The following is a 23,814-nucleotide window of genomic DNA, read 5'->3' on the forward strand; positions in this document are numbered from 1 at the left end:
GCGGCTACTCGACCAGCATGTTCCGCAGCGGCCGTAGCGAGTGGCCCGCCTTCATGCTGATCGAGTAGGCCGCGCAGCGGGCGTATCGAGATCCGCCGGCGTCGACACGGGGGTCTGCAGGGGCGGGTCTCGATACGCCGCTCCGCGGCTACTCGACCAGCATGTTGCCCAGCGGCCATATCTAGTGGCCCGCCTCCATGCTGATCGAGTAGCCCGCGCAGCGGGCGTATCGAGATCCACCACCGTCGGGAAGGGTGGGTCTCGATACGCCGCTGCGCGGCTACTCGACCAGCATGGTGCGCAGCGGGCGGATCGAGATCCACCGGGCGGGTCAGGCGGCCGGCTCCAGGCGGACGACGACGGACTTGGAGGTCGGGGTGCCGCTGACGGCCGCGGTGGAGTCGAGCGGGACGAGCACGTTCGTCTCGGGGTAGTAGGCCGCGATGCAGCCGCGCGGGGTGTCGTACGCGACGACGCGGAAGGACGGGGCCCGGCGCTCGAGGCCGTCCTCCCACTCCGAGATGAGATCGACCATCGCGCCGTCGGCGAGGCCCTGCTCGGCGATGTCGTCGGCGTGCACGAAGACGACGCGACGGCCGCCGTGGATGCCGCGGTAGCGGTCGTCCTTGCCGTAGATCGTGGTGTTGAACTGGTCGTGCGAGCGCAGCGTCTGCAGCAGCAGGCGCCCCTCCGGGACCTTCGGGTACTGCAGCGGATTCGCGGTGAAGCGGGCGAGGCCGGTCGCGGTGGCGAAGCGGCGCTCGTCGCGGGGCGGGTTGGGCAGCACGAAGCCGCCCGGCTCGTTCACGCGGCGCTCGAAGTCCTCGAAGCCGGGGACGACGGCGGCGATGTGCCGGCGGATCAGGCGGTAGTCCTCGCGCAGCCCCGCCCAGTCGACGACCGGCGCGTTCGGGCGATCGGCGAGCAGGCGCTCCGCGATGCCGGTGAGGATGGCGACCTCGGACTGCAGGACCGGACTCGGCGGCGCGAGCCGCCCGCGCGAGGCGTGCACGGCGCTCATCGAGTCCTCGACGGTGACCCGCTGCTCCCCCGTCGCGCGCTTGTCGGAGTCGGTGCGGCCGAGGGTCGGCAGGATCAGCGCGCGGCGGCCGGTGACGACGTGCGAGCGGTTGAGCTTGGTCGAGACGTGCACCGTGAGCGCGAGCGAGCGCATCGCGGCCTCGGTGACGCCGGTGTCGGGCGTCGCGCGGGCGAAGTTGCCGCCGAGGCCCATGAAGACGCGCGCCTTGCCGTCGCGCATGGCTCGGATCGCGGCGACCGTGTCGGTGCCGTGCTCGCGCGGCGAGGCGAAGGAGAACTCGCGGTCGAGGGCGTCATGGAAGGAGTCGGGCATCCGCTCGAAGATGCCCATCGTGCGGTCGCCCTGCACGTTCGAGTGGCCGCGGACCGGGCAGACGCCCGCGCCGGGCTTGCCGATGCTGCCGGTCAGCAGCAGGACGTTGACGACGTCCTTGAGCGTCGCGACGGAGTGCGCGTGCTGGGTGAGCCCCATCGCCCAGCAGACGATGGTGCCCTCGCTCGCGGCGATCAGCTCGGCGATCGCGCGGATCCGGGTCTCGTCGATCCCGCTCGCCCGCTCGATCTCGGACCACTCGGTGCCGCGGATCTCGTCGAGGTAGCCCTCGAGCCCGTCGGTGCTCTCGGCGATGAAGGCGCGGTCGAAGACGCCGCCGCGTGCCTCCTCCGCGTCGAGGAGCGCCTTGCCGAAGCCCTGGAAGAGCGCCTGGTCGCCGCCGAGCCGCACCTGGAGGAAGTGGTCGGCGAGGGCCGTGCCGCCGCCGATCATCCCTCGCACGGTCTGCGGGTTCTCGAAGCGCAGCAGGCCCGCCTCGGGCAGCGGGTTGATGGCGACGATGGTGCTGCCCGCGCGCTTCGCCCGCTCGAGCGCGGTGAGCATCCGCGGGTGGTTGGTGCCGGGGTTCTGGCCGGCGACGATCAGCAGGGGTGCTCGCTCGACGTCGCGGAGGCTGACCGTGCCCTTGCCGATGCCGATCGTCTCGGTCAGGGCCGAGCCGCTGGACTCGTGGCACATGTTGGAGCAGTCGGGCAGATTGTTGGTGCCGAAGCCGCGCACCAGCAGCTGGTAGACGAACGCGGCCTCGTTGGAGGTGCGGCCGGAGGTGTAGAAGATCGCCTCGTCCGGGTCGGCGCAGGCGCGCAGCTCGTCCGCCACGACGTCGAGGGCCTCGTCCCAGCCGACCGGGCGGTAGTGCGTCGCGCCCTCGTCCAGGAGCATCGGCTCGGTGAGGCGGCCCTGCTGGCCGAGCTGGTAGTCGTCCCAGCCCTCGAGCTCGGTCATCGCGTGCGCGGCGAAGAAGGCGGACGTGACGGTGCGCAGCGTCGCCTCCTCGGCGACCGCCTTCGCACCGTTCTCGCAGAACTCGGCGACGTGCCGCTTGTCGGCCTCGGGCCAGGCGCAGCCGGGGCAGTCGAAGCCGGTCTTCTGGTTCACCCGGAGGAGCGTCTCGGCGCTGCGCAGCGGGCCCATCTGCTTGAGCGAGATCTGCAGTGCGTGGGCGACGCCGGGGATGCCGACGGCCCGCCGCTTCGGGGCGCCGACCGTGACGGCGCGCTCGTCGATCGGGTTCTCACGGGCTTCGGCGTCATCGACCATTCCTGCATCGTACGTCGGGGAGCGGGTGGGAGGATGAGCGCCTGCCGTCCGGGCTCTCAGGTCGTGGGGCGGTGCGCCAGCCGCGTCGAGGAGGACCCCATGAGCCGTGCCGTCGCCCGGACCCGCCTGATGGCCGTCCGCGCCGGGGAGCCGACCCGCCGCCGCGAGGACGTGCTCGCCGTCGAGGAGCCGCTCGAGATCCGCGTGGGCGGGCGGCGCTTCAGCGTCACCATGCGCACGCCCGGGGAGGACTTCGACCTGGTCGCCGGGTTCCTGGTGTCGGAGGGGGTGCTCACCTCGACGGAGCAGCTCGCCGCGATGCGCTACTGCGCGAGCGGCGCGGGGCCGAGCGAGAACACCTACAACGTGATCGACGCGACGGTGCGCGGGGGCCGCGCGGAGATCCTGCTCGACCGCGAGCGCTCGGTGTACACGTCGAGCTCGTGCGGGGTGTGCGGGCTGGCTTCGCTGGAGGCGGTCGCGACGGAGTCCGCCTGGAGCGTGGCGGAGGATCCGCTGCGGGTCTCGACCGAGCTGGTCGTGTCGCTGCCGGACCGGCTGCGCGAGGCGCAGGCGGTGTTCGAGCGGACCGGCGGCCTGCACGCGGCCGGCCTCTTCGACTCGGACGGCGCGCTGCTGGTGCTGCGGGAGGACGTGGGGCGGCACAACGCGGTCGACAAGGTGGTCGGCTGGGGCCTGCGCGAGGGCCGGCTGCCGCTGCGCGGCTCGCTTCTGCAGGTGTCGGGCCGCGCCTCGTTCGAGCTCGTGCAGAAGGCCGTGATGGCGGGCGTCCCCCTCCTCGCGGCGGTCGGCGCCCCGTCCTCGCTCGCCGTCGACCTCGCCCGCGACGCGGGTCTCACCCTCATCGGCTTCAGCCGCGGCGCGGGCTTCAACGTCTACGCGGGCGACGCCCGCCTCGCCGGCTGACGCGGGGTCTCGATACGCCGCGTCCCGCGGCTACTCGACCAGCATGCACGGCACAGCGACCACGGAAGGCTGCAGCTCGCGCGTCAGCGCGGCCCCACCCGCCGACCGCGCAGCGGGCGGACTGGCACCCCGAGCACAGACAACGGTGGGTCTCGATACGCCGCGTCCCGCGGCTACTCGACCAGCATGCAGGGCGCGGTGGCCGCGGGAGGCAGCAGCTCGCGCGCCAGCGCGGCCCACTCCGCTGATCGAGTAGCCCGCGCAGCGGGCGTATCGAGATCCACCCACGTCAAAACCTGAGTCCGCAGACCCGCCCTGCTGATGACGGTGGGTCTCGATACGCCCCTTCGGGGCTACTCGACCAACATGGGGCGGCAGCGCGCGCGCCAGCGCGGCCCCACCGCTGCTCAGACGACCACCGAGGACGTCGGCCGCACCGGGCTTGCACGGGCAGGGCAGAGGGCCCGACCCGGAATCGCGTGCCAGCGATTCAGGGCAGCCCGACGCGACCCGCTCCACAGAACGCTCCCACCCCTGCAAGCCGACCGCGAGTCGTGTAGCGGCTGCGCCGCTACACGACCGACAAGGACTGCCGCGCGATCTCCAGCTCCTCGTTGGTGGGGATGACGAGGACGGCGACGCGGGAGTCGTCGGTGGAGATGCGGCGGGGGCCGCGGTCGCGGGCGGTGTTGCGCTCGGGGTCGAGCTCGATGCCGAGGCCCTCGAGGCCGCGGAGGGCGCCGGCGCGGACGGCGGGGACGTTCTCGCCGACTCCGGCGGTGAAGACGATCGCGTCGACGCGGCCGAGCTGGGCGTAGTAGGCGCCGACGTAGTGGCGGAGGCGGTGGTAGTAGACCTCGAGCGCGGCGATCGCGGTCTCGTCGCCGGCCTCGGACGCGTCCTGCACGTCGCGCATGTCGCCGCGGCCGGAGAGGCCGAGGAGTCCGCTGCGGCGGTTGAGGACGGTGTCGAGCTCGTCGGTGGACAGGCCGGCCTTGCGGGCGAGGTGGAAGACGACGGCGGGGTCGAGGTCGCCGGAGCGGGTGCCCATCACGAGGCCCTCGAGCGGGGTCATGCCCATCGAGGTCTCGACGGAGGCGCCGCCGTCGATCGCGCAGGCGGAGGCGCCGTTGCCGAGGTGCAGGACGATCGTCTTGAGGTCGGAGCGGCGGCGGCCGAGGAACGCGGCGGCCGCCTCGGAGACGAACTTGTGCGAGGTGCCGTGGAAGCCGTAGCGGCGGATGCGGTGCTTGTCGGCGAGCTCGGCGGGGATCGCGTAGGTGGAGGCCGCCGCGGGGATGGTGTGGTGGAACGCGGTGTCGAAGACGGCCACGTGCGGGACGCTCGGGAAGGCCTTCTGCGCGGCCTCGATGCCCTCGAGGTTGGCGGGGTTGTGCAGCGGGGCGAGGTCGCTGAGGTCCTCGATGTTGATCTTGACGAGGTCGGTGACGACGGTCGGCTCGTAGAAGCGCTTGCCGCCGTGCACGACGCGGTGGCCGACGGCGATCGGCGGGAACTCGTCGAGGCTCGGGCCGTGCTCGGCGAAGGCGCGGATCATCGCGTCGAAGCCGGCCGTGCGGTCCGGGATCGGCGTCTCGAACTCGACGGTGTCGCCGTCGTGGCTGTGCTTCGTGCGGCCGGTCTCCTCGCCGATCCGCTCGACGAGGCCGCTGGCGAGCGTCTCCTCCGTCGTCATCTCGATGAGCTGGTACTTGAAGGACGACGAGCCGCTGTTGACGACGAGGACGACGGACACGGTGGGACTCCTGGGGGTTCGGGGTCGGACGGGGCGCTCGGGCGGGTGGCCCTCAGCGCACGACGGGGATGGCGGAGGTCGGCGGGACGATGGCCTGCGTCGCCGCCTGGATCGCGGTGATCGCGACGGTGTTGACGATGTCCTGCACGAGGGCGCCGCGGGAGAGGTCGTTGACCGGCTTCCGCAGGCCCTGCAGGACCGGCCCGATGGCGACGGCGCCGGCCGAGCGCTGCACGGCCTTGTAGGTGTTGTTGCCCGTGTTGAGGTCGGGGAAGATGAACACCGTCGCACGTCCCGCGACCTGCGAGCCGGGCATCTTCGAGGCGGCGACGGCCGCGTCCGCCGCGGCGTCGTACTGGATCGGGCCCTCGACGAGCAGGTCGGGGCGGCGCTCGCGGACCAGCGCGGTCGCGGCCCGGACCTTCTCGACGTCGGCGCCCGCTCCGCTCTCACCGGTGGAGTAGGAGAGCATCGCGATCCGCGGGTCGATGCCGAACTGCTGCGCCGTCTCGGCGGAGGAGATCGCGATGTCGGCCAGCTGCGCCTCGGTCGGGTCGGGGTTCACGGCGCAGTCGCCGTAGACGAGGACGCGGTCGGCGAGCGCCATCAGGAACACGCTCGAGACGACGGAGACGCCGGGGCTGGTCTTGATGATCTCGAAGCCCGGACGGATGGTGTGCGCGGTGGTGTGCGCGGCTCCCGAGACCATGCCGTCGGCGAGGCCGAGCTGGACCATCATCGTGCCGAAGTAGGAGACGTCGGTGACGGTGTCGTAGGCGTGGTCGAAGGTGATGCCCTTGTGCGCGCGGATGCGGGCGTACTCCTCGGCGAAGCGGTTGCGGTGCTCCGGGTCGAGGACGCTGAGGACGCGGGCGCCGTCGATGTCCAGGCCCAGGCTCGCGGCGCGGGAGCGCACCTCGACCTCCTCGCCGAGGATCGTCAGGCGGGCGATGCCGCGCTTGAGCACGGTCGCGGCGGCGCGGAGGATGCGGTCGTCGCCGCCCTCGGGCAGCACGATGTGCCGGTCGGCGATGCGGGCGCGCTCGATCAGGCCGTACTCGAACATCAGCGGGGTGACGACCTCGGAGCGGCCGACGTCGAGGAGGGTGAGCAGCTCGACCGGGTCGATCGCCTCGGCGAACAGGGCGAGGGAGGTGTCGCGCTTGCGCGGCGAGTCGGCGGCGAGGCGACCGCGTGCCGCGGTGACGCGCACCGCGGTGTCGTAGGTGCCGAGCTCGGTCATCACGATCGGCAGGCGGTTGTCGACGCCCTCGATCAGGCGGACGATCGGCTCCTGCAGCTCGAAGCCGCCGTTGAGGATGATCGCGGAGACCGTCGGGAAGTTGCCCGAGGCGTGCGCCATGATCACGGCGAGCACGACCTCGGGGCGGTCGCCGGGGACGATGACGACACCGCCCTCCATCAGGCGGGGCAGCACGTTGACCATCGACATGCCCGCGACGACCACGCCGAGGGCCTCGCGGCCGAGCAGCTCCGGGTCGCCCGCGACGAAGACGCCGTCGACGGCGTCGATGATGCGGGAGACACTCGGGGCGACGAGGGACGGGTCCTCGTGGATCGCCCAGACCGGGGCGCCGGAGGGCAGGGCCTCGCGGATCGCGGCGACGGCCTGCTCCGAGGTGCCCGGGTCGGCGCGGTTGGCGACGACGCCGATGAGGCTCGCGTGCGCGGTGCGCAGCTCGACGGCGGCGAGCTCGGTGATCTGCCGCATCTCGTCGGGCGTGCGGGCCGGGGCCTGGCCGAGCTGCTCGCTCCGCGACGGGTCGCGCCCGGTGAGGACGAGGAGGACGGGAGCGCCGAGGTTCGCCGCGATGCGGGCGTTGTAGCCGAGCTCCGTCGGGCTGCCGACGTCGGTGTAGTCGGAGCCGAGGATCACGACGGTGTCGCACTGCGCCTCGACGGCCTTGTAGCGCTCGACGATGCGGGAGAGGGCGGCCTCGCCGTCGGCGTGGACGTCCTCGTAGGTGACGCCGATGCAGTCGTCGTAGGCGAGACCCGAGTCGGAGTGGCCGAGCAGCATCTCGAGCACGTAGTCGCGCTCGGAGGTGGAGCGGGCGATCGGGCGGAAGACGCCGACCCGCTGCACCTGACTGCTGAGCAGGTCGAGGACGCCGAGGGCGACCGTGGACTTGCCCGAATGACCTTCGGCGGACGAGATGTAGATGCTCTGAACCATCGGCGCAAGCCTAGCGACGGGGGCCCTCCGGAGGCTGGGCGGGTGCCCCGGATGGGAGAGCGTGCAGAAGCGGCGGGCTGGGGAGGAGAGGTGGGCCGGGTGCGCGACCCGTTAAGAGGAAAGACCCCCCGCGCACCCGCCAGAGCCCGGTTACCCTTGCTGCGTTTCCGCCCTGGGGGAGTTGGCCTGGATGGCGCCACGCGGGGAGCCGGGAGACAGTCTAACCGACGTCGGCGGCGTGCAGGCACGGCCGTCGCGGGGCCGTGGTCAGCGGAGGCCGCCGGCACCGGCTAGTATCGATGAGTCGCGGCCACGGTCGCGCCAGGAGGATTCGCCTAGTGGCCTATGGCGCACGCTTGGAAAGCGTGTTGGGTGCAAGCCCTCGGGGGTTCGAATCCCCCATCCTCCGCCGAACGGCGCCGCACGCTCTCGCCAGCTGCGGCGCCGTTCTCTGTTTCCCGGCGCATGGTGTTTCCCGGCGCACGGCGCCTCCCCCGCCGAGTCGCCCGAGACGGCGTTCGAGTCGCCCGAGAAAGCTCGTTCCCGGGGTGGAGAACGAGCCTTCTCGGGCGAGTCGACGCGCTGGTCAGCGGGTGAGGCGCAGGAGCCACTCGTCGAGGAGGGCGGACTCGGCGGCGGTCAGGCCGTCGACGCCCGGCAGCGCGGTCCGCAGGGCGACCGCGTGAGCGGCGAAGGCGCGGGCCGCGGGGTCGGTCGGGCCCGCCTCCGCCGTGGTGATCGCGGCGAGGACGGCCTCGCGGGAGCGGGCGGAGAGCTCGTCGTCCGGCGCGGACGCCAGCGTCAGCGTGCAGCCGAGAGCGGCGGACTGGAGCAGGCGCGCGGCGTGCTCGACCTCGACGGTCAGGCGGCCGGCCTCGGCAACGGCGCGGACGTGGGCGGCGAGGACGCCGCGGGCGAGGCGGGCCGCCTCCGACTCCTCCCCCGGGCGCCCGGTGAATATCAGGGCGTAGAGGTGCGGCTCGGCGAGCCCGAAGGCGATGTGGTGGTCCCAGGCGGCGCGGAGGGCGTCGACGGGGTCGGCCGGTGCGTCGACGGCGTCGAACTCGGCCTGGGCGGAGGCGAAGCCCGCGGCGGCGACGGAGTCGAGCAGGCCGCGGAGGTCGCCGAAGGTGCGGTAGATGGTGGGCGCCTGGACGCCGGCCGCCGAGCTGATCGCCCGGGTGGAGACGGCGTCGCGGCCGCCCTCCGCGAGCAGCGCCGCCGTCGCACTGAGGATGCGGTCGCGGGTCGTCGGGCTCTCGGTCACGAGTATCGACGCTAACACGGCGGCGTTAGCGGCCCTGCACGGGGAGTGCGGGTGACGTGGATCTCGATACGCCCGCGGAGCGGGCTACTCGATCAGCATGGAGGGCACAGGGCCGGTTCCACCGACAGCACTGGGGGCGGCGGCACATGCTGGTCGAGTAGCCGGCCGGAGGGCGGCGTATCGAGACCCGCCCGGCTGGGCACGGTGGATCTCGATACGCCCGCTGCGCGGGCTACTCGATCAGCGAAGGCGAGGGCGCGATCAGCGCTCCATGCTGGTCGAGTAGCCGGCCGGAGGGCGGCGTATCGAGACCCGCCCGGCTGGGCACGGCGGATCTCGATACGCCCGCTTCGCGGGCTACTCGATCAGCATGGGCTTCCGCGGAGTGGGCTGCTCGATCAGCAGGGGCTTTCGCGGAGCGGGCTGCTCGATCAGCAGGGGCTTCCGCGGAGCGGGCTGCTCGATCAGCGAAGGCGAGGGTGCGATCAGCGCTCCTTGCTGGTCGAGTAGGCGCCCGCAGGGCGGCGTATCGAGACCCACCCGGCCGGGCACGGCGGATCTCGATACGCCCGCTCCGCGGGCTACTCGATCAGCATGGACTTCCGCGGCGCGGTTACTCGATCAGCATGAAGAGGGCGCGCGCCGCAGACCTCAACTGGGCCAGCAGTCGCCGCAGGCGCTGACGGGGTGAGCTGCAAGGCGGAGGAGGGAGCGATACCGGCGGTATCGCGACCGACGACAACGCCGCAGATCGCCCCGTCAGCGCCCGCGGCGGGCCGTGCCGAAGATGCCTCGGACGACCTCGCGCAACAAGGTCTTCCCGACCGAGGAGCCGAGGACCTCCTCGACGACGGTCTTGTCGCGGCGGGTGGAGCGGGAGCGGGTGGTGGGCGCGGTGCGGCGGCGGGAGCGCTCGGCGGCCTGGTCGGCGCGGCGCTCGGCGGCGGCGCGGTCCTTGGCCCGCTGGGCGGCGGCGCGGGCGTCCTCCTTGGCGCGGCGGGCGTCCTCGGCGGCCTGCTCCTTGGCGCTGCGGGCGGCCTCGGCGGCCTGCTCCTTCGCGCGGCGGGACTCCTCCTCCGCCTGCTCCTCGGCGGCGGCGCGGGCCTCCTCGGCGTCGGCGGCCGCGTCGAGGCGGCGGGTGAGGATCTCGCGGGCGGAGTCGCGGTCGAGCGGGGTGCCGTAGCGGGCGAGCAGCGGCGAGCGCTGGACACTCGCCTCCCGCTCGGCCTCGGGGGTCGGCGCCATCGAGCCGCGGGGGGCCCGGAGCCGGGTCCAGGCGACCGGGGTCGGCGCGCCGCGCTCGTTCATCACCGTGACGATCGCCTCGCCGATGGGGAGCGCCTGCAGCACCTCGCCGAGGTCGTAGTCGCTCTCGGGGTAGGTCGAGACCGTGGCGCGCAGGGCCTTCGCGTCGTCGGGGGTGTGCGCGCGCAGCTGGTGCTGGATCCGCGAGCCGAGCTGGGCGAGGACGTCGCTCGGCACGTCCTTGGGGGTCTGCGTCACGAAGACGATGCCGACGCCCTTCGAGCGGATCAGCCGCACGGTCTGCGTGATGGCGGCGAGGAAGTCCTTCGAGGCGTCGCGGAAGAGCAGGTGCGCCTCGTCGAAGAAGAAGACCAGCTTGGGCCGGTCGAGGTCGCCGACCTCGGGCAGGTCGTTGAAGAGGTCGGCGAGCAGCCACATCAGGAACGTGGAGAACAGCGCGGGCTTGTCCGCGACTCCGGGGACCTCGAGCAGGCTGACCACGCCGCGGCCGTCGGGCGCGAGGCGGAGGAACTCGGCCGTGTCGATCTCGGGCTCGCCGAAGAAGACGTCGGCGCCCTGGTCGGCGAAGGCGATCAGCTCGCGCAGGATGACGCCGGCGGTGGCCTTGGACAGCCCGCCGAGCTCGGCCAGCTCGGCCTTGCCCTCGTCGCCGACGAGGTAGGTGAGCACGGCGCGCAGGTCGGAGAGGTCGACGAGCGGCAGGCCGGCGCTCTCGGCGTAGTGGAAGACCAGGCCGAGGCTCGACTCCTGGGTGTGGTTGAGGCCGAGGACCTTCGCCAGCAGCAGGGCGCCGAAGCCGGTGACCGTCGCGCGGACGGGGACACCGGTGCCGACGCCGCCGAGCGCGAAGTACTCGGCGGGAGCGGCCTCGGGGGTCCAGTCCTGGCCGATGGTGCGGGTGCGGGCGAGCAGCTTCTCGTCGGCGGTGCCGGCGGTCGCGAGTCCGGAGAGGTCGCCCTTGATGTCGGCGGCGAAGACGGGGACGCCGTGCGCGGAGAGCTGCTCGGCGAGGACCTGGAGCGTCTTGGTCTTGCCGGTGCCGGTCGCACCGACGACGAGGCCGTGGCGGTTGAGCATCCCGAGCGGGATGCGGACGGGGACGTCGGCGCGGGCGTCGCCGTTGACGAGGGCGCCGATCTCGAGGGCGGGGCCGGTGAAGGCGTAGCCGGCACGGACGGCGTCGACGGCGGACTCGGCGAGCGGTCCGGGAGTGGGGGCGGCTGTCGGTACGGGTGCGGGTGCCGCGGCGGGCGCGGACGCCTCGACCGGTGCGGGTGCAGCGGCGGGCGCGGGCCCCTCCCCCGGCCCGCCGTCGACCAGCCGCACGTCGTCGACGACCGCGGCCGCCTCCTCCGGACCGGCGACCGCCTCGAGGGCCGCGGCAGCAGCCTCGGCGCGGGCCAGCGCCTCCGCGGCCTGGGCCTGCAGTCGTCGGGCGGCCTCGAGGGCCGTGCGTGCGTCGTCCCTCGCCGAGGCGAGCCCGTCGTCGTTGCTCATGGGGTCAGCCTAGGCTCGCGGCGGCGCGACATCCCGGCCCGGATCCGCGCCCGGCCCCGCTCAGTCCTCGCGGACGTGCCACGACTGGCCGTAGCCGCCCTCCTCGAGCGGGCGGGCCATCAGCTCGAGGAACGGCTCGGCGTCGAACGCCTCCGGCCCGAGCACCCCGGCGCCGGACCAGGCGCCGGTCGCGAGCAGCTCGAGGGCGATCACCGGGTTGAGCGCGGTCTGCCAGACGACGCACTGGGTGCCGTACTCGGCCATCGTCCACTCGTTGTCGCTGACGTGGTACAGGTACACCTCGCGGTGCTCGCCGTCCTTGGCGCCGGAGACCCAGAGGCCTGCGCAGGTCTTGCCGGTCATCCGCGGGCCGATGCTCGCCGGGTCGGGCAGGCCCGCGGCGACCACGTCGCGCGGCGAGACCAGCGCCGGCCCGTCGGCGGAGCGGACCCGGACCGGCTCGGTGCGGTCGAGTCCGAGCAGGTTGAGCGTGCGGAGGACGCCGATGAACTCCGCGCCGAGGCCGTACTTGAAGGTGACCCGCTTCGCATCGAGCCAGCGCGGCATCAGCAGCACCTCCTCGTGCTCGACGTTGACGCACTCGACGGGGCCGATCCCCTCGGGGAACTCGAACACCTCCGGCTCGGAGAACGGCGGCGTCGTGAACCAGCCGCGGTCCTTCTCGTAGATCACGGGCGGGTTCAGGCACTCCTCGATGGTCGTCCAGATCGAGAAGGAGGGCGCGAAGATCTCGGCGCCGGAGTCGTCGCGGACGACGAGGTTCGCGCCGTCGCGGACGCCCAGCTCGTCGATCTCGTCGAAGAGGTGGTCGGCGGCGTAGCGGGCGAAGACGTCGGAGAGCCCGGGCTCGACGCCCATGCCGACCAGGGCGAGACGGCCGGCGGATTCCCACGTGGGCGCGGCGGCGAACTGCTCGTCGCCGAGCTTCAGGCCGGTCCTGGTGTGCGGCTCCTCGGGGTGCGGCCGGGAGAGGCTCATCGCCATGTCGACGTAGTCGGCGCCGGCGGCGAGGGCGCCCGCGAAGATCGTCGGCACGAAGGACGGCTCGACCGCGTTCATCACGTGGGTCGCGCCGTGCGCGCGGGCGACGGTCTCGACGTTCTCGGCGTCGGAGGCGTCGATGCGCGCGGCGACGAAGCGGTTCTCGACGCCGTCGGCGCCGTGCCGCTCGAGGATCCAGGCGACGGTGCGCTCGGCCCGGGCGAGCTCGTAGTCGCAGACGATGATCTGCTCGAAGAAGGAGCGGCGGGCGGCGATCTTCGCGAAGGCGTCGCCGACGCCGCCGGCGCCGACCAGGAGGATTCTCATGCAGCCACCGTAGCGACGGAATCACTCGTGGTTCAAGGCCCGGACTGTGGAAATCGGGAGGCGGAGCGGATCCGCACGACGGAATCCGTCACTCCTGCGCCGTCTCCTCCGCGATCTCGAGGAGGCGGATGAAGCGCGAGAGCCGCTCGAGCGCCGCCATCGAGGTGGGCGGCGAGGCGGCGAGCGCGGGCGAGTGCACGAGGAACGCGGCCCACTTGGCCCGCGAGATCGCGACGTTCAGCCGGTTGGGCAGCAGCAGGAACTCGAGGCCGCGCGGGACGTCGGCGCCGGAGGACGCGGCGAGCGAGACGATCGCGACGACCGCCTCCCGGCCCTGGAAGAGGTCCACGGTGCCGACCAGCGTCTCCTCGAGCCCGGCCGCGTCGAGGGCCTCGCGGAGCAGGGCGCCCTGTGCGTTGTAGGGGGCGACGACGATGACGTCCGCGGCGGTGAGCGCGCGCTCGCCGTGCTCGTCCCGCCAGGTGCGGCCGACCATGGTCAGCGCGATCTCGACGACCCGGCGCGCCTCGTCCGGGGAGGAGGTGGTGTCGCCGGCGTGCACGACCGGCACCGCGTGCAGTCCGGGCGCGACGCCGTCGAGCCGGCGCTCCTCCGGGGCGCGGGAGGAGAGGGCGCCCTCGTAGGAGAGCTCGGAGACGGCCGCGGCGAGCGCGGGGTGCATCCGGTAGGTCTGCGCGAGGAAGTAGCCGAAGGCGGGCGGCAGGACGTCGTGGCCGTCGGCGAGCCAGCCGAGCGCCGACTCGTCGACCGGCTCGGGGTGCGAGCCCTGGCTGACCTGCGGGAGCTGCTGCGGGTCGCCGAGGAGGAGCACGCGCTCGGCGGCGATCGCGGAGGCGATGGTCGGCGCGAGCGAGAACTGGCCGGCCTCGTCGATCACCAGCAGGTCGAGGGAGCGGCGCGGGACGCTGCCCGCGTTGGCGAAGGTCCAGGCGGTGCCGCCGACGACGCCGCCGCCGCCCTCGGCGAGCGCCGCGAGGGCGGCGCCGTTCTTCACCGGCGTCCAGGCGACGGCGGCGAGCGCCTCCGTGGAGCTGCCGGCCTTGGGCACCTTCGCGACCCGGGCGCGGTCGACGCCCTTCGCGACGACCGCGGTCAGCACGTTCTCGACGACGGAGTGCGACTGCCCGACGACGCCGACCCGCCAGCCGTGCTCGGTGACGAGCCGGGCGATGACGTGCGAGCCGACGTAGGTCTTGCCGGTGCCGGGTGGGCCCTGGACGGCGAGCGTCGCGCGCTCGAGACCGAGCAGGGTCTCGACGACCGCGCCGATCACGTCGTCGCCCTCGACCGGCGCGACGACGGCCGGGGGCACGCGCCGGAGCACGTCGAGGGCGGGGTCGGCGAGCAGGGCGGGCAGGGCGTCGAGCACCTGACCGCCCCACTCCGCGATCGCCTCGGGCTGCGGGGCGGCCCGGGGCGGCGGTGCGGGCGCCAGGGCGATCGGGACGTCGTCGTGCGGGTCCTCCTCCGCGCGCAGGCCCTCCTTGAGCAGCACGACGATCCGCTCGCCGTCGTCGGAGGCCCCGAGGATCTCGGCGCGGTCGGAGGCTCCGCGCATCCCCGGTCCGGGCGAGGGCGCGCCGGGCGGGGCCGGCGAGTCGTAGACGAGGAACGGCTTCGCGCCGATGCCGAGCCGGCTGCCCGGGGCGAGGCGGCCGAGGATCCGCAGCTCGCGGGAGAGGGTGCGCGCCCGTGCGGGGGTCGACCAGTCGCGGACGACCTCGACCCGCTCGACGACGACCACGTCGCGGGCGTCGGCCCAGTCCTCGAGCGGCTGGCGCAGCCGGTCGAAGTGCTCCTGCCAGAAGGTCTTGGCCTCGCGGCGGTGGTAGTCGATCGCCGCGCCGGCGAGGGCGAGGGCGGTCTGATCCGGCGTGCGCTCGCGCGGCTCGATCCCCTCCACCTCGGCGAGGAGCGCGACGGCGACCGGGTCCGGCTCGCGCGGGACGGGCAGGTCGACGTCGACGAGCGGGAGCGGCTCCTCCTCGCGGGCGGGGACGAGCGAGCGCAGCCAGTCGCGCAGGCGCAGCGTGGAGCGGCAGTCGTAGGCGTTGTACTCGCCGATCTCGGCGAGGCGGCGCTCGCCCTCGCGGCGGTCGGCCTCGGCCTTCGCCGGGTCCCACTCCGCCGACGCGGCGTCCCGATCGGCCGACTGCAGCAGCGCCCGTGCCTCGACGTACTCGGTGATGCTGTCCGCCGCGTTCGTCACTCCCTCGGCGTCGCGCGCCTCCTCGCCCATGTAGAGCGGCTCGAGCTTCTTGATCGAGTAGCTGCGCGAGCCCACCCGCAGCGCCCGGCGGACGACGGGATAGAGGTCGACGAGGACGCCGTCGCGCAGGAGGGAGTCGACCTCCTCCTCCCCCGTGCCGTGCCGCTGGGCGAGCGAGAGCAGGTGGCTGCGCTCGTAGGAGGCGTAGTGGTAGACGTGCATCCGCGGGAATCGCGCCCGCCGCTCGCGGAGCAGGGCGAGGAAGTCGACGAGGGCGCGGCGCTCGGCCGCGAGGTCGTGCGCCCAGAACGCGGTGAAGGCCTCGTCCTGGTCGACCATGCCGAAGAGGTAGTCGAGGCCCCACTGGCCGTCCTCCGCGTGCAGCGGGTCGCCCTCGAAGTCGAAGAAGAGGTCGCCCGGGTCGGGGGCGGGCAGGGCGGTCAGCACGGAGGCGTCGACGACCTCGACGGCGGGGACGCGGTCGGCCGAGGCCTCGGTGGCGAGCTGCAGGCGGGCCTGGGCGCGCAGCGTCCCGGCGGCCCCGGCGCTCATCCCCGGGACCGGCCCCTCGCTGACCGCCAGAGCGTCGAGGGTGGTGATGCCGGCGGCGGCGAGCTTCGCGCGCTGGTCGAGGCGCATCCCGGCGACGAGGATCGGGTCGCGGTGCGCCTGCACCTCGGGGGCGCAGAGGCCGCAGCGGCCGCAGGCGGTGACGCGCGGATCGCCCCAGGCCACCGGCTCGGTCGCGGCGAGGTGCTCCTCGAGGACGGCGCGCAGGCGGGCCCGCTGGACCCGCTGCACGGGGGCGATCGTCGCGAGGTCGTGGCTGGTGGTCGTGCCGTCGCCGAGGACGAGGTGCACCTGCTCGCCGACGCGGATCCCGCGGGCCGCCATCTGCTCGGCGTACGCGGCGAGCTGCAGCAGCGCCGGGATCTTCGCGTGCCGGGCGAGCTTGGTGTCGTAGACCTCGTAGGCGCCGTCCGCGGTGCGGAGCAGGAAGTCGGAGAAGCCGATGAAGGTGCCGTCGTAGAAGGTGGCCTGGTAGAGCACGTCGACGCCCGCGCGCATCGCCTCGACCGCCTCGTCGGCGGCCCTCGCGTAGTCGGCGCGCTCGGGGCGGGCGAACTCGAGCACCTCGTGCGTGCGCTTCAACTCGGCGAGGAAGGCGACCTCGTGCTCGTCGCCGAGCACGGCGGTGCGCTGCAGCATCGCGTCCTCCTCGACGACGACGCGGGGCGCGCGGCCGAGGGTCGCGTCGAGCCGGCGGAGCACCGCCCACTCGCAGGCCGACCAGGAGGAGAGGTCGGTCGGGCTCGTGACGAGGCGGACTCCTCCGCTGCGGTCGTCCTCGAGATACACGCGACTCCCTCCCGGGCCGCCGGGCGACGACCGCCTCCAGGGTAGGGCGACCCTCCGACACCGGCGCGTGCGAGGCTGGGCGGATGACCAGGGCGCGCTTCGAGATCATCCCGTCGGACGGCATCGGCGAGAAGGCGGAGCGGGCGTTCCCCGATCCGGCCGCGGTGACGCTGACCGTGACGAGCCTGCCGAAGCACGGGACGGAGCGGACGATCGACGCCGCGGTCGAGCTGGCCGGCCGCGGCTTCCGGGTCGTGCCGCACCTCGCGGCGCGGAACGTGGACGGGCGCGAGGCGCTGGAGCGCGCGCTCGGGCGGATGGGGGACGCGGGGATCGACGAGGCGTTCGTGATCTCGGGCGATGCCAGGAGCGCCGCCGGCAGCTACTCCACCTCGCTCGAGCTGATCCGCGACGCCCGCGAGCTGCGGCCCGAGCTGGCCGTCGACGTCGCCGGCTACCCGGAGGGGCACCCGCACCTCTCGGACGAGAGCATCGCGAAGCACCTGCGCGAGCGGGCGCCGTACCTCCGCGGGATCGTCACGCAGATGTGCTTCGACGTGGACGCGGTCGTCCGCTACGCCGACCGGCTACGCGCGGACGGGATCGACGCGGAGCTGTGGGCCGGCGTGCCGGGGCCGGTCGAGCGGGCGCGGCTGCTGTCGCTGGGCGGGCGGATCGGCGTCGGCTCGTCGCTCGGCTTCCTGAAGCGGAGCTCGTCGGTCGCGGGCGGGCTGCTGCGCGGCCGCCGCTTCGACCCCGCCGCGTTCGTCGCCCGCCTCGAGGCGGCCGCCGGCGACCGCCTCGCCGGCCTGCACGTCTACACCTTCAACGAGCTGGACGGCCTGCGCGCGTTCTGATCCCTCCGCGAGATGCCACTTATGAGCGCTTTCCACGGCGTGTCGCGCTCACAAGTGGCATCTCGCGGCGGAGGGATCAGCGCGAGGTGCGGACCCAGATCGGCGGGTGGGGGAGCTCGGACTCGGTGCGGAGGCGGCCGGCCAGGGGGGCCCAGACGATCAGGGCGACGGCGAGGCCGAGGAGGAGGCCGCCGATGGTGTCGGTGAGCCAGTGCGCGCCGAGGTAGGTGCGGCTGGCCATCATCGCGACGCTGTAGAGGAAGCCGGCGATCCAGACCCAGAGCAGCGGGAAGACCAGGGCGAGCACCATCGCGGTGGTCGAGGCGTTCGCGGTGTGGCCGGAGGGGAAGGAGCCGTAGTCGCTGGTGACCAGCATGTCCTCGGGGCGGGCGCGGCCGACCAGCTCCTTCACGAGCTGGGTGGCGCCGACGCTGACGAGGGCGGCGAGCGCGTAGTAGAGCGCGGCCCAGCGCCGGCGGAAGACCAGCAGCACGATGATGATCGCGACCGGGATGATCGCCGTGCCGACGATCCCGGCGCCGACGGTGTTCATGATGAGCGCCGGGACGTCCCAGACGCTCGAGCGGTGCTCGACGATCTCGTCCATCCACTCGACGTCGAACGAGAACGCGGAGGTGGGGCGGAAGGCGATGATCACGGCGAGGACGATCGTCACCGCCAGCGCGATCGAGGCGGAGATCAGCGGCCAGCGGCGCGAGACGTGCCGGGCGGCCTCCGTGGTGAGGACCTTCGAGACGACGTCGTCCGAGGGGGCGCGCCGGTGCAGGCGCTCGCGCTGCACGGCGTCGGGCTGGGCGACGCCGGGCTCGGTCTTCAGGGGGTCGTGGCGAGGATCCATCCGGACATGATGCCGTCGCCGGCCGTTCACGCGCTGGGGGTTGCGGGCGGCCGCGGCGAGGTCTGGCTCGCGGAAACGCATCCGGCACGTGGAAGCGGCGCGTTCCGGCGAGCCGGAGCCGGAACGACGAGCCGGAGATCAGACGCGAACGCCTCCGGCACGCGGAAACACGTCCGGCACGCCGAATCGGCTCTTTCTCGCGAGCCGGAGCCGATTCCGCGAGCCGAAGATCCCGAGCGACGCGTTCGGCTCGCGGAACCACGTCCGGCACGCGGAACCTGCGGGTTTCCACGAGTCGGAGCCGATTCCACGAGCCGGAGATGCCGGGCGGACGCGTTAGGCACGCGGGATCGCGTCCGGCACGTGGAACCGGCGCGTTTCCGCGAGCCGGAGCCGGTTCCGCAAGCCGGAGGTCAGCAGCGGGCACCTCCGGCTCGCGAGAACGCGTCCGGCTCGCGGAAAGACGGCGATTCGGCGAGCCGAGGCCGGGATCGCGAGCCGGAGATCCGGCTCGGCGGGTCAGTCCTGCAGGGCCGGGACCGTGCGGGGGCGGACGACGAGCCAGAGCGCCAGGATCGAGACGGCGGCGGTGGCCATCATCACGCCGGCCATCGGCACGGCCGACTCGGCGCCGAAGAGGCCGGAGATCGGCGAGAGGATGCCGGCGGTGCCGAAGTTCACCGCGCCGAGGAGCGACGCCGCGGTGCCCGCCTCGCGGCCGTGGTTGACCAGGCCGAGCACCTGCACGCAGGGGAAGCTGAAGCCGCAGGCCGCGATGAAGAACCAGAGCGGCACGAGCGTGCCCCAGATGCCGAAGCCCAGGCCGTCGAAGAGCGCGATCAGCCCGGCGGTGACGAAGAGCGTGACCGTGGTGATCGCGAGGATCCACTGCGGGCCGACGCCGCGGCGGCTGAGGTACGAGGACGCCTGGACGCCCGAGACCACGCCGAGCGAGTTCACCGCGAAGAGCAGGCCGTACTGCTGCGCGTCGAGTCCGTAGAGCCCCTGGAAGAGGAACGACGAGCTGGAGAGGTAGGTGAACAGACCGCCGAAGGTCATGCCGCCGATGATCGCGACGCCGACGAAGACCCGGTCGGAGAGCACCGCGCGGTAGCGCTGCACGAGCGAGCGGGAGTCGCGGTCGGCGCGCGCCACCCGGGGGCGCGTCTCGACGATCAGCAGCGCGACCGCCAGCATCACCAGCAGGCCGTAGGCGGCCAGGAAGACGAAGATGCCGCGCCAGTCCATCACCAGCAGCAGCTGCGAGCCGATCACCGGCGCGAGCACGGGCGCGAGACCGGAGACCAGTGCGAGCCGCGACAGCATCTTCACCAGCGGACGCCCGCCGAACAGGTCGCGGACCATCGCCATCGCGACGACACCGCCCGCGGCGGCGCCGGCTCCCATCAGGAAGCGGAAGACGCCGAGCGAGACGATCTCGGGGGCGAACGCCGCTCCGACGCAGGCCAGCACGTGCAGCGAGGTCGCGAGCAGGATCGGCAGCCGCCGCCCGACCACGTCGCTCCACGGCCCGACGACCAGCTGCCCGAGCGCGAAGCCGAGCGTCGTGCCGGTGAGGGTCAGCTGCACCGCCGCCTCCGACACGTTCAGCTCGCTCTGCAGCGCGGGGAAGGCGGGGAGGTAGAGGTCGATCGTGAACGGGCCGAGCGCGGTGAGCGCGCCGAGCACGATCACGTAGACGAGGCGCTGACGGTTGGTCAGGGCGTCGCCGGCGTGCCGGTGCACGGGGATCGAGCCGGTGGGGGTCGGGGCGAGAGAGGTCACGGAGCCTTCCTGCGGAGCGCAGAGCGGAGAAGGGAGAGGGGCGTGCGGAAGGGCACCGCCTCTACCGCCAAGCGACGGGAGACCGGATTCATTCCCCGACTATCGAATCAATTCGACCGGGTGTCGCGCAAGGGTCTGAGCCGAGCCCGTGGACGGGAGCGCGCCTTCGGGATGAGGGGAGCGCCGCTCAGGCCGCCGGCCGCGCGCCGCCGGCCGGGTGCAGCTCGGCGGTGAGCGGATCGGCGAGCAGGCGCTCGAAGGCCAGCTCGGCCGCGCCGAGCATCAGCAGGTCGGCGCCGAGCTCGGTGCGGGCGATGCGCACGGAGTCGAGCGCCACCCGGAACGGCCCGCCGCGGCCCAGCCGCTCCTCGAGGAAGCCCGGTGCGACGCCGACGAGCGCGCCGAGGAACCCGCCGAGCACGACCAGCTGCGGGTTGAAGATGTTGACGACGTTGCGCAGCGCCACGGCGAGGTGCCCGAGCTGCCGCTCCACCTCGGCGCGCACCGCGGGATCGCTCGAGGCGGCGAGCGCCTCCTCGAGCCGCTCGCTCACGTCGGCGCTCTCGTCGAGGCCGAGCACCCGCAGCAGCTCGGCGCGGCCGACCTCGGTCTCGAGGCAGCCGACCGCGCCGCAGTGGCAGTCGACGCCGGCGCTGTTGACGAGGGTGTGGCCGATCTCGCCCGCGTAGCCGTCGATCCCGTGCAGCGGGGTGCCGCCGACGATCACGCCGGCGCCGACGCCGCTCGCGCCGCCGTTGAGGTAGACGAGGTGGGACACGTCACGGCCGGCGCCGAGGACGCTCTCGGCGAGCGCGCCGAGATTCGCGTCGTTGGCCGAGAGCACCGGCAGTCCGGTCGCCTCGGCGAGCATCCGGGAGAACGGCTCATCGGTCCAGCCGAGGTGCGGGCCGACCCGGACCAGGCCGTCGGCGTCGCGGACGAGACCGGGGACGGCGACGCCGACGCCGACGGTGCGGGCGTCCGCCGGCAGCTCGGCGACCAGCTCGGCGATGGCGCCGGCCGCGAGCGCCGCCGCGGCCTCGGCGCTCGGCACGGCGGCGGTGCGGCGGATGCGGCGGCGCACCTCGGCGTCCAGGCCGACGATCGCGACCGTGACCGCGTCGATCTCCGGGTTCACCGCGATCGCGACGACCCGCGGATCGGTCTCGACGATCGGGCTCGGCCGGCCCACCTGGTTGAGGGTCTCGGGCTGCAGCTCGCGCACGGCGCCCAGCTCGACCAGCTCGCCGACGAGGGCGGCGATGGTGGAGCGGTTGAGGCCGGTGAGGCGGGTCAGCTGCGAGCGGGAGCGCGGGCCGCCGCGGTGCACGAGGCGCAGGAGCGCGGACAGGTTGTGCCGGCGGACCCGGTCGAGGTTGTTGCCGCGCGTCGCGTTCTCGGCCATTCCGCGGTCTCCTCTGCTCTCCGTGGCCAGCCTATCCGCGGGTGCGGGCGCTTCCGGCCGCACGACATCAGCTGAGAAAGGGGTCCCTCGCCCCACAGAGGAGGGACCCCTCTCTCAGCTGATGTTGTGCGCGGGCCTCACCGGTCAGGACCCCGCGCGGGTCCAGGTCCAGCTGCCGGCGGGAGCGTCGACGCTCACGTCGCCGCCCGAGCGGGTCACCGTGAACACGGTCTCCGCGCCGGAGTCGTGCGCCGGCACCCGGACGACCGTCTCGCCGTCCGCACCGGGGAACACCCGCAGCTCCAGCCCGTCGACGTAGTCGTACTCGGCGACGTCGCTGCGCGCGCCGACCGGGATCACCGCGCCCTCGCGGACGTAGAGCGGCAGCGAGTCGAAGCCGTGCACCTCGCGGCGCCACTCCCCCGCCGAGTCCGTGCTCTCGCCGGTCCACCAGTTCGTCCAGCGCCCGCGCGGCAGGTAGAACTCGACCGAGCCGCCGGGGGTGAACACCGGCGCGACCAGCAGGTCGTGCCCGAGCATGTACTGCGTGTCGAGGTGCGCCGCGTTGCGGTCGTCCTCGAACTCGAGCGTCATCGGCCGCATCACCGGGGTGCCGGTGCGCGCCGCCTCCGCCCCCGCCGCGTAGAGGTAGGGCATCAGCGAGAGCTTCAGCCGGGTGAAGAGCCGGGTGACGTCGACCGCCTCCTCGTCGAACGCCCACGGCACCCGCACCGAGGACGACCCGTGCAGCCGCGAGTGCGAGGAGAGCAGCCCGAAGGCGAGCCAGCGCTTGAAGACGCCCGGGTCGGGCGTGCCCTCGAAGCCGCCGATGTCGTGCGCCCAGAAGCCGAAGCCGCCGAGTGCGAGCGAGAGCCCGCCGCGCAGGGTCTCGGCCATCGAGACGTAGGAGGAGGTGTTGTCGCCGCCCCAGTGCACCGGCAGCGCCTGACCGCCGACGGTGGCGCTGCGGGCGAAGAGCGCCGCGCGACCTTCGCCGAGCTCCTCCTCCAGCACCTCGAACACCGCGCGGTTGTAGAGCTGGGTGTACCAGTTGTGCATGCCCTCGGGGTCGGAGCCGTCGGACCAGGCCACGCCCTCGGACGGGATGCGCTCGCCGAAGTCGGTCTTGAAGGAGTCGACGCCCTGGCGGACGAGGACCCCCAGCTTGTCCTGGAACCAGCGGGTCGCCTCCGGGTTGGTGAAGTCGATCAGCGCCATGCCGGCGACCCACAGGTCCCACTGCCAGACGTCGCCCGCGGTGGTGCGCAGCAGGTAGCCCTTCTCGCGGCCCTCCTCGAACAGCGCCGAGGCCTGGGCGATGTAGGGGTTGATCCAGACGCAGGTGTGCAGGCCGCGCTCGTGCAGGCGGGCGAGGATGCCCTCCGGGTCGGGGAAGGTGCGCGGGTCCCACTCGAGGTCGGTCCACTGGAACTCGCGCATCCAGAAGCAGTCGAAGTGGAAGGCCGACAGCGGCAGCTCGCGCTCGGCGAAGCCGTCGATGAAGGAGCTCACCGTCTCCTCGTCGTAGCTGGTGGTGAAGCTCGTGGTGAGCCAGAGGCCGTAGCTCCAGGCGGGGACGATCGCGGGGCGGCCCGCCAGCCCGGTGTAGCGCCGGAGCACGTCCTTCTTGGTCGGGCCCTGGATCACCAGGTACTCCAGCGCCTCGCCGCCGACGGAGAACTGCACGCGCTCGACCGTCTCCGAGCCGATCTCGAACGAGACCAGGCCGGGGTCGTTGACGAGGACGCCGTAGCCGCGGCTGGAGAGGTAGAAGGGGACGTTCTTGTAGGCCTGCTCGGAGGAGGTGCCGCCGTCGGCGTTCCAGACGTCGACGGTCTGGCCGTTCTTCACGAACGGGCCGAAGCGCTCCCCCAGGCCGTAGACGAGCTCGCCGACGCCGAGGTCGAGCTGCTCGTGCAGGTAGGCCTCCCCGTCGGGGCCGGTGAGGTAGCCCTCGGCCTTATGGCCGGAGCCGGTGAGGCGGGTGTTCGTCGCGGTGTCCCAGAACTCGAGCGACCAGGGCGCGCCCTGCGCGACGCGGACCTCGAGGTCGCCGGTGCGCAGCACGCCACCGGACTCCGTCAGGCTCGCCTCGCCGACCGCGTCGTCGACCAGGTCGAAGCCGCGGCGGGTCGCGGTGCCGCGCCAGTGCTCGATCCGGACCTTCGCGACGCCCTCGGCGGGCGAGGACACGGTGACGGTCAGCGTGGGCCGGTTCAGCACGTCGCCGCGGCCCTGGATCACCTTCGTCGGGGCGATCACCTCGAGCGAGGTGCCGTGGGAGCGGATGTCGTACGCCTCCTGCGCGAAAAGGGGCGTGAATCCGGCCCTCGTCTGCCAGAACCCGTCGGTGAACTTCATGGGGTGGTGCCTTTCTGATGGGGAGGCCGATGCCGGGAGCGAGGTCGAAGCGCTTCGATTCCCGGCCGGGCGCGCCGAGGGGAT

General features: G+C 73.3%; 13 protein-coding genes, 1 tRNA gene and 1 other RNA gene. 3 read left to right on the top strand and 12 right to left on the bottom strand.

The window, feature by feature from the left end; translation table 11 throughout:
- Positions 1–331 precede the first annotated feature (331 nt).
- Complete coding sequence (locus EDF17_RS16485) at positions 332–2,635, bottom strand: FdhF/YdeP family oxidoreductase (RefSeq protein ID WP_123447707.1); 2,304 nt, start codon at positions 2,633–2,635, stop codon at positions 332–334.
- A gap of 99 nt (positions 2,636–2,734) precedes the next feature.
- Here EDF17_RS16485 and fdhD point away from each other — a divergent pair, with 99 nt between their 5' ends.
- A complete protein-coding gene (gene fdhD, locus EDF17_RS16490) occupies positions 2,735–3,562 on the top strand; it encodes a formate dehydrogenase accessory sulfurtransferase FdhD (RefSeq protein WP_123447708.1) in 828 nt (275 codons plus the stop codon).
- Positions 3,563–4,133: 571 nt separating this feature from the next.
- Here the strand turns inward: fdhD and EDF17_RS16495 are convergent.
- The 3 genes from EDF17_RS16495 to ffs form a co-directional block, all read right to left on the bottom strand.
- Positions 4,134–5,318 carry an acetate kinase gene (locus tag EDF17_RS16495; RefSeq protein ID WP_133672120.1) on the bottom strand — a complete coding sequence of 395 codons (1,185 nt, stop codon included), beginning with the start codon at positions 5,316–5,318 and terminating at the stop codon, positions 4,134–4,136.
- Positions 5,319–5,370: 52 nt separating this feature from the next.
- Positions 5,371–7,515 (bottom strand): phosphate acetyltransferase, encoded by a 2,145-nt coding sequence (gene pta, locus EDF17_RS16500; protein ID WP_123447710.1) that lies wholly within the window; start codon positions 7,513–7,515, stop codon positions 5,371–5,373.
- A gap of 116 nt (positions 7,516–7,631) precedes the next feature.
- An RNA gene (ffs, locus tag EDF17_RS16505) (signal recognition particle sRNA small type) lies at positions 7,632–7,728 on the bottom strand.
- Between the two features lie 111 nt (positions 7,729–7,839).
- On the opposite strand from ffs, the gene EDF17_RS16510 reads away from it, so the two are divergent.
- A tRNA-Ser gene (locus tag EDF17_RS16510) sits at positions 7,840–7,924 on the top strand.
- 177 nt (positions 7,925–8,101) lie between these two features.
- Here the strand turns inward: EDF17_RS16510 and EDF17_RS16515 are convergent.
- The 4 genes from EDF17_RS16515 to EDF17_RS16530 all read right to left on the bottom strand — a co-directional run bounded on the left by EDF17_RS16515 (position 8,102) and on the right by EDF17_RS16530 (position 16,463).
- A complete protein-coding gene (locus tag EDF17_RS16515; RefSeq protein ID WP_208110634.1) occupies positions 8,102–8,782 on the bottom strand; it encodes a TetR/AcrR family transcriptional regulator in 681 nt (226 codons plus the stop codon).
- A gap of 759 nt (positions 8,783–9,541) precedes the next feature.
- Positions 9,542–11,545 carry a helicase HerA-like domain-containing protein gene (locus EDF17_RS16520; protein ID WP_123447712.1) on the bottom strand — a complete coding sequence of 668 codons (2,004 nt, stop codon included), beginning with the start codon at positions 11,543–11,545 and terminating at the stop codon, positions 9,542–9,544.
- A 60-nt stretch (positions 11,546–11,605) separates the two neighbouring features.
- Positions 11,606–12,874, bottom strand: a complete 1,269-nt coding sequence (locus EDF17_RS16525) for a saccharopine dehydrogenase C-terminal domain-containing protein (protein ID WP_123447713.1) — start codon at positions 12,872–12,874, stop codon at positions 11,606–11,608.
- 88 nt (positions 12,875–12,962) lie between these two features.
- On the bottom strand, positions 12,963–16,463 hold the full coding sequence (locus tag EDF17_RS16530) for a bifunctional RecB family nuclease/DEAD/DEAH box helicase (RefSeq protein WP_123447714.1): 3,501 nt from the start codon (positions 16,461–16,463) through the stop codon (positions 12,963–12,965).
- Positions 16,464–16,546: 83 nt separating this feature from the next.
- Between EDF17_RS16530 and EDF17_RS16535 the strand changes: the two genes are divergently transcribed.
- Entirely contained in the window at positions 16,547–17,320 is a 774-nt protein-coding gene (locus tag EDF17_RS16535) for a methylenetetrahydrofolate reductase (RefSeq protein ID WP_123447715.1), read from the top strand.
- Between the two features lie 76 nt (positions 17,321–17,396).
- Here the strand turns inward: EDF17_RS16535 and EDF17_RS16540 are convergent, their stop codons facing one another.
- From EDF17_RS16540 to yicI, 4 genes are all read right to left on the bottom strand, one after another.
- Entirely contained in the window at positions 17,397–18,179 is a 783-nt protein-coding gene (locus EDF17_RS16540; protein ID WP_123447716.1) for a phosphatase PAP2 family protein, read from the bottom strand.
- A gap of 519 nt (positions 18,180–18,698) precedes the next feature.
- Positions 18,699–19,964, bottom strand: a complete 1,266-nt coding sequence (locus tag EDF17_RS16545) for a multidrug effflux MFS transporter (protein WP_185020004.1) — start codon at positions 19,962–19,964, stop codon at positions 18,699–18,701.
- 187 nt (positions 19,965–20,151) lie between these two features.
- Positions 20,152–21,369 carry an ROK family protein gene (locus EDF17_RS16550; RefSeq protein WP_123447717.1) on the bottom strand — a complete coding sequence of 406 codons (1,218 nt, stop codon included), beginning with the start codon at positions 21,367–21,369 and terminating at the stop codon, positions 20,152–20,154.
- Between the two features lie 144 nt (positions 21,370–21,513).
- The gene (yicI, locus tag EDF17_RS16555; RefSeq protein ID WP_123447718.1) at positions 21,514–23,730 is read right to left on the bottom strand and encodes an alpha-xylosidase; all 2,217 of its coding nucleotides are present in this window, start codon (positions 23,728–23,730) and stop codon (positions 21,514–21,516) included.
- Positions 23,731–23,814 lie beyond the last annotated feature (84 nt).

This window comes from Rathayibacter sp. PhB1 (assembly GCF_004362935.1).
In the GTDB taxonomy this organism is placed as follows: Bacteria; Actinomycetota; Actinomycetes; order Actinomycetales; family Microbacteriaceae; genus Rathayibacter; species Rathayibacter festucae.

Coding starts and splice junctions, on each gene's coding strand:
- EDF17_RS16525 (WP_123447713.1), bottom strand. CDS start 12,874: ATGAGAATCCTCCTGGTCGGCGCCGGCGGCGTCGGCGACGCCTTCGCG.
- fdhD (WP_123447708.1), top strand. CDS start 2,735: ATGAGCCGTGCCGTCGCCCGGACCCGCCTGATGGCCGTCCGCGCCGGG.
- EDF17_RS16540 (WP_123447716.1), bottom strand. CDS start 18,179: ATGGATCCTCGCCACGACCCCCTGAAGACCGAGCCCGGCGTCGCCCAG.
- EDF17_RS16520 (WP_123447712.1), bottom strand. CDS start 11,545: ATGAGCAACGACGACGGGCTCGCCTCGGCGAGGGACGACGCACGCACG.
- EDF17_RS16535 (WP_123447715.1), top strand. CDS start 16,547: ATGACCAGGGCGCGCTTCGAGATCATCCCGTCGGACGGCATCGGCGAG.
- EDF17_RS16550 (WP_123447717.1), bottom strand. CDS start 21,369: ATGGCCGAGAACGCGACGCGCGGCAACAACCTCGACCGGGTCCGCCGG.
- EDF17_RS16485 (WP_123447707.1), bottom strand. CDS start 2,635: ATGGTCGATGACGCCGAAGCCCGTGAGAACCCGATCGACGAGCGCGCC.
- yicI (WP_123447718.1), bottom strand. CDS start 23,730: ATGAAGTTCACCGACGGGTTCTGGCAGACGAGGGCCGGATTCACGCCC.
- pta (WP_123447710.1), bottom strand. CDS start 7,515: ATGGTTCAGAGCATCTACATCTCGTCCGCCGAAGGTCATTCGGGCAAG.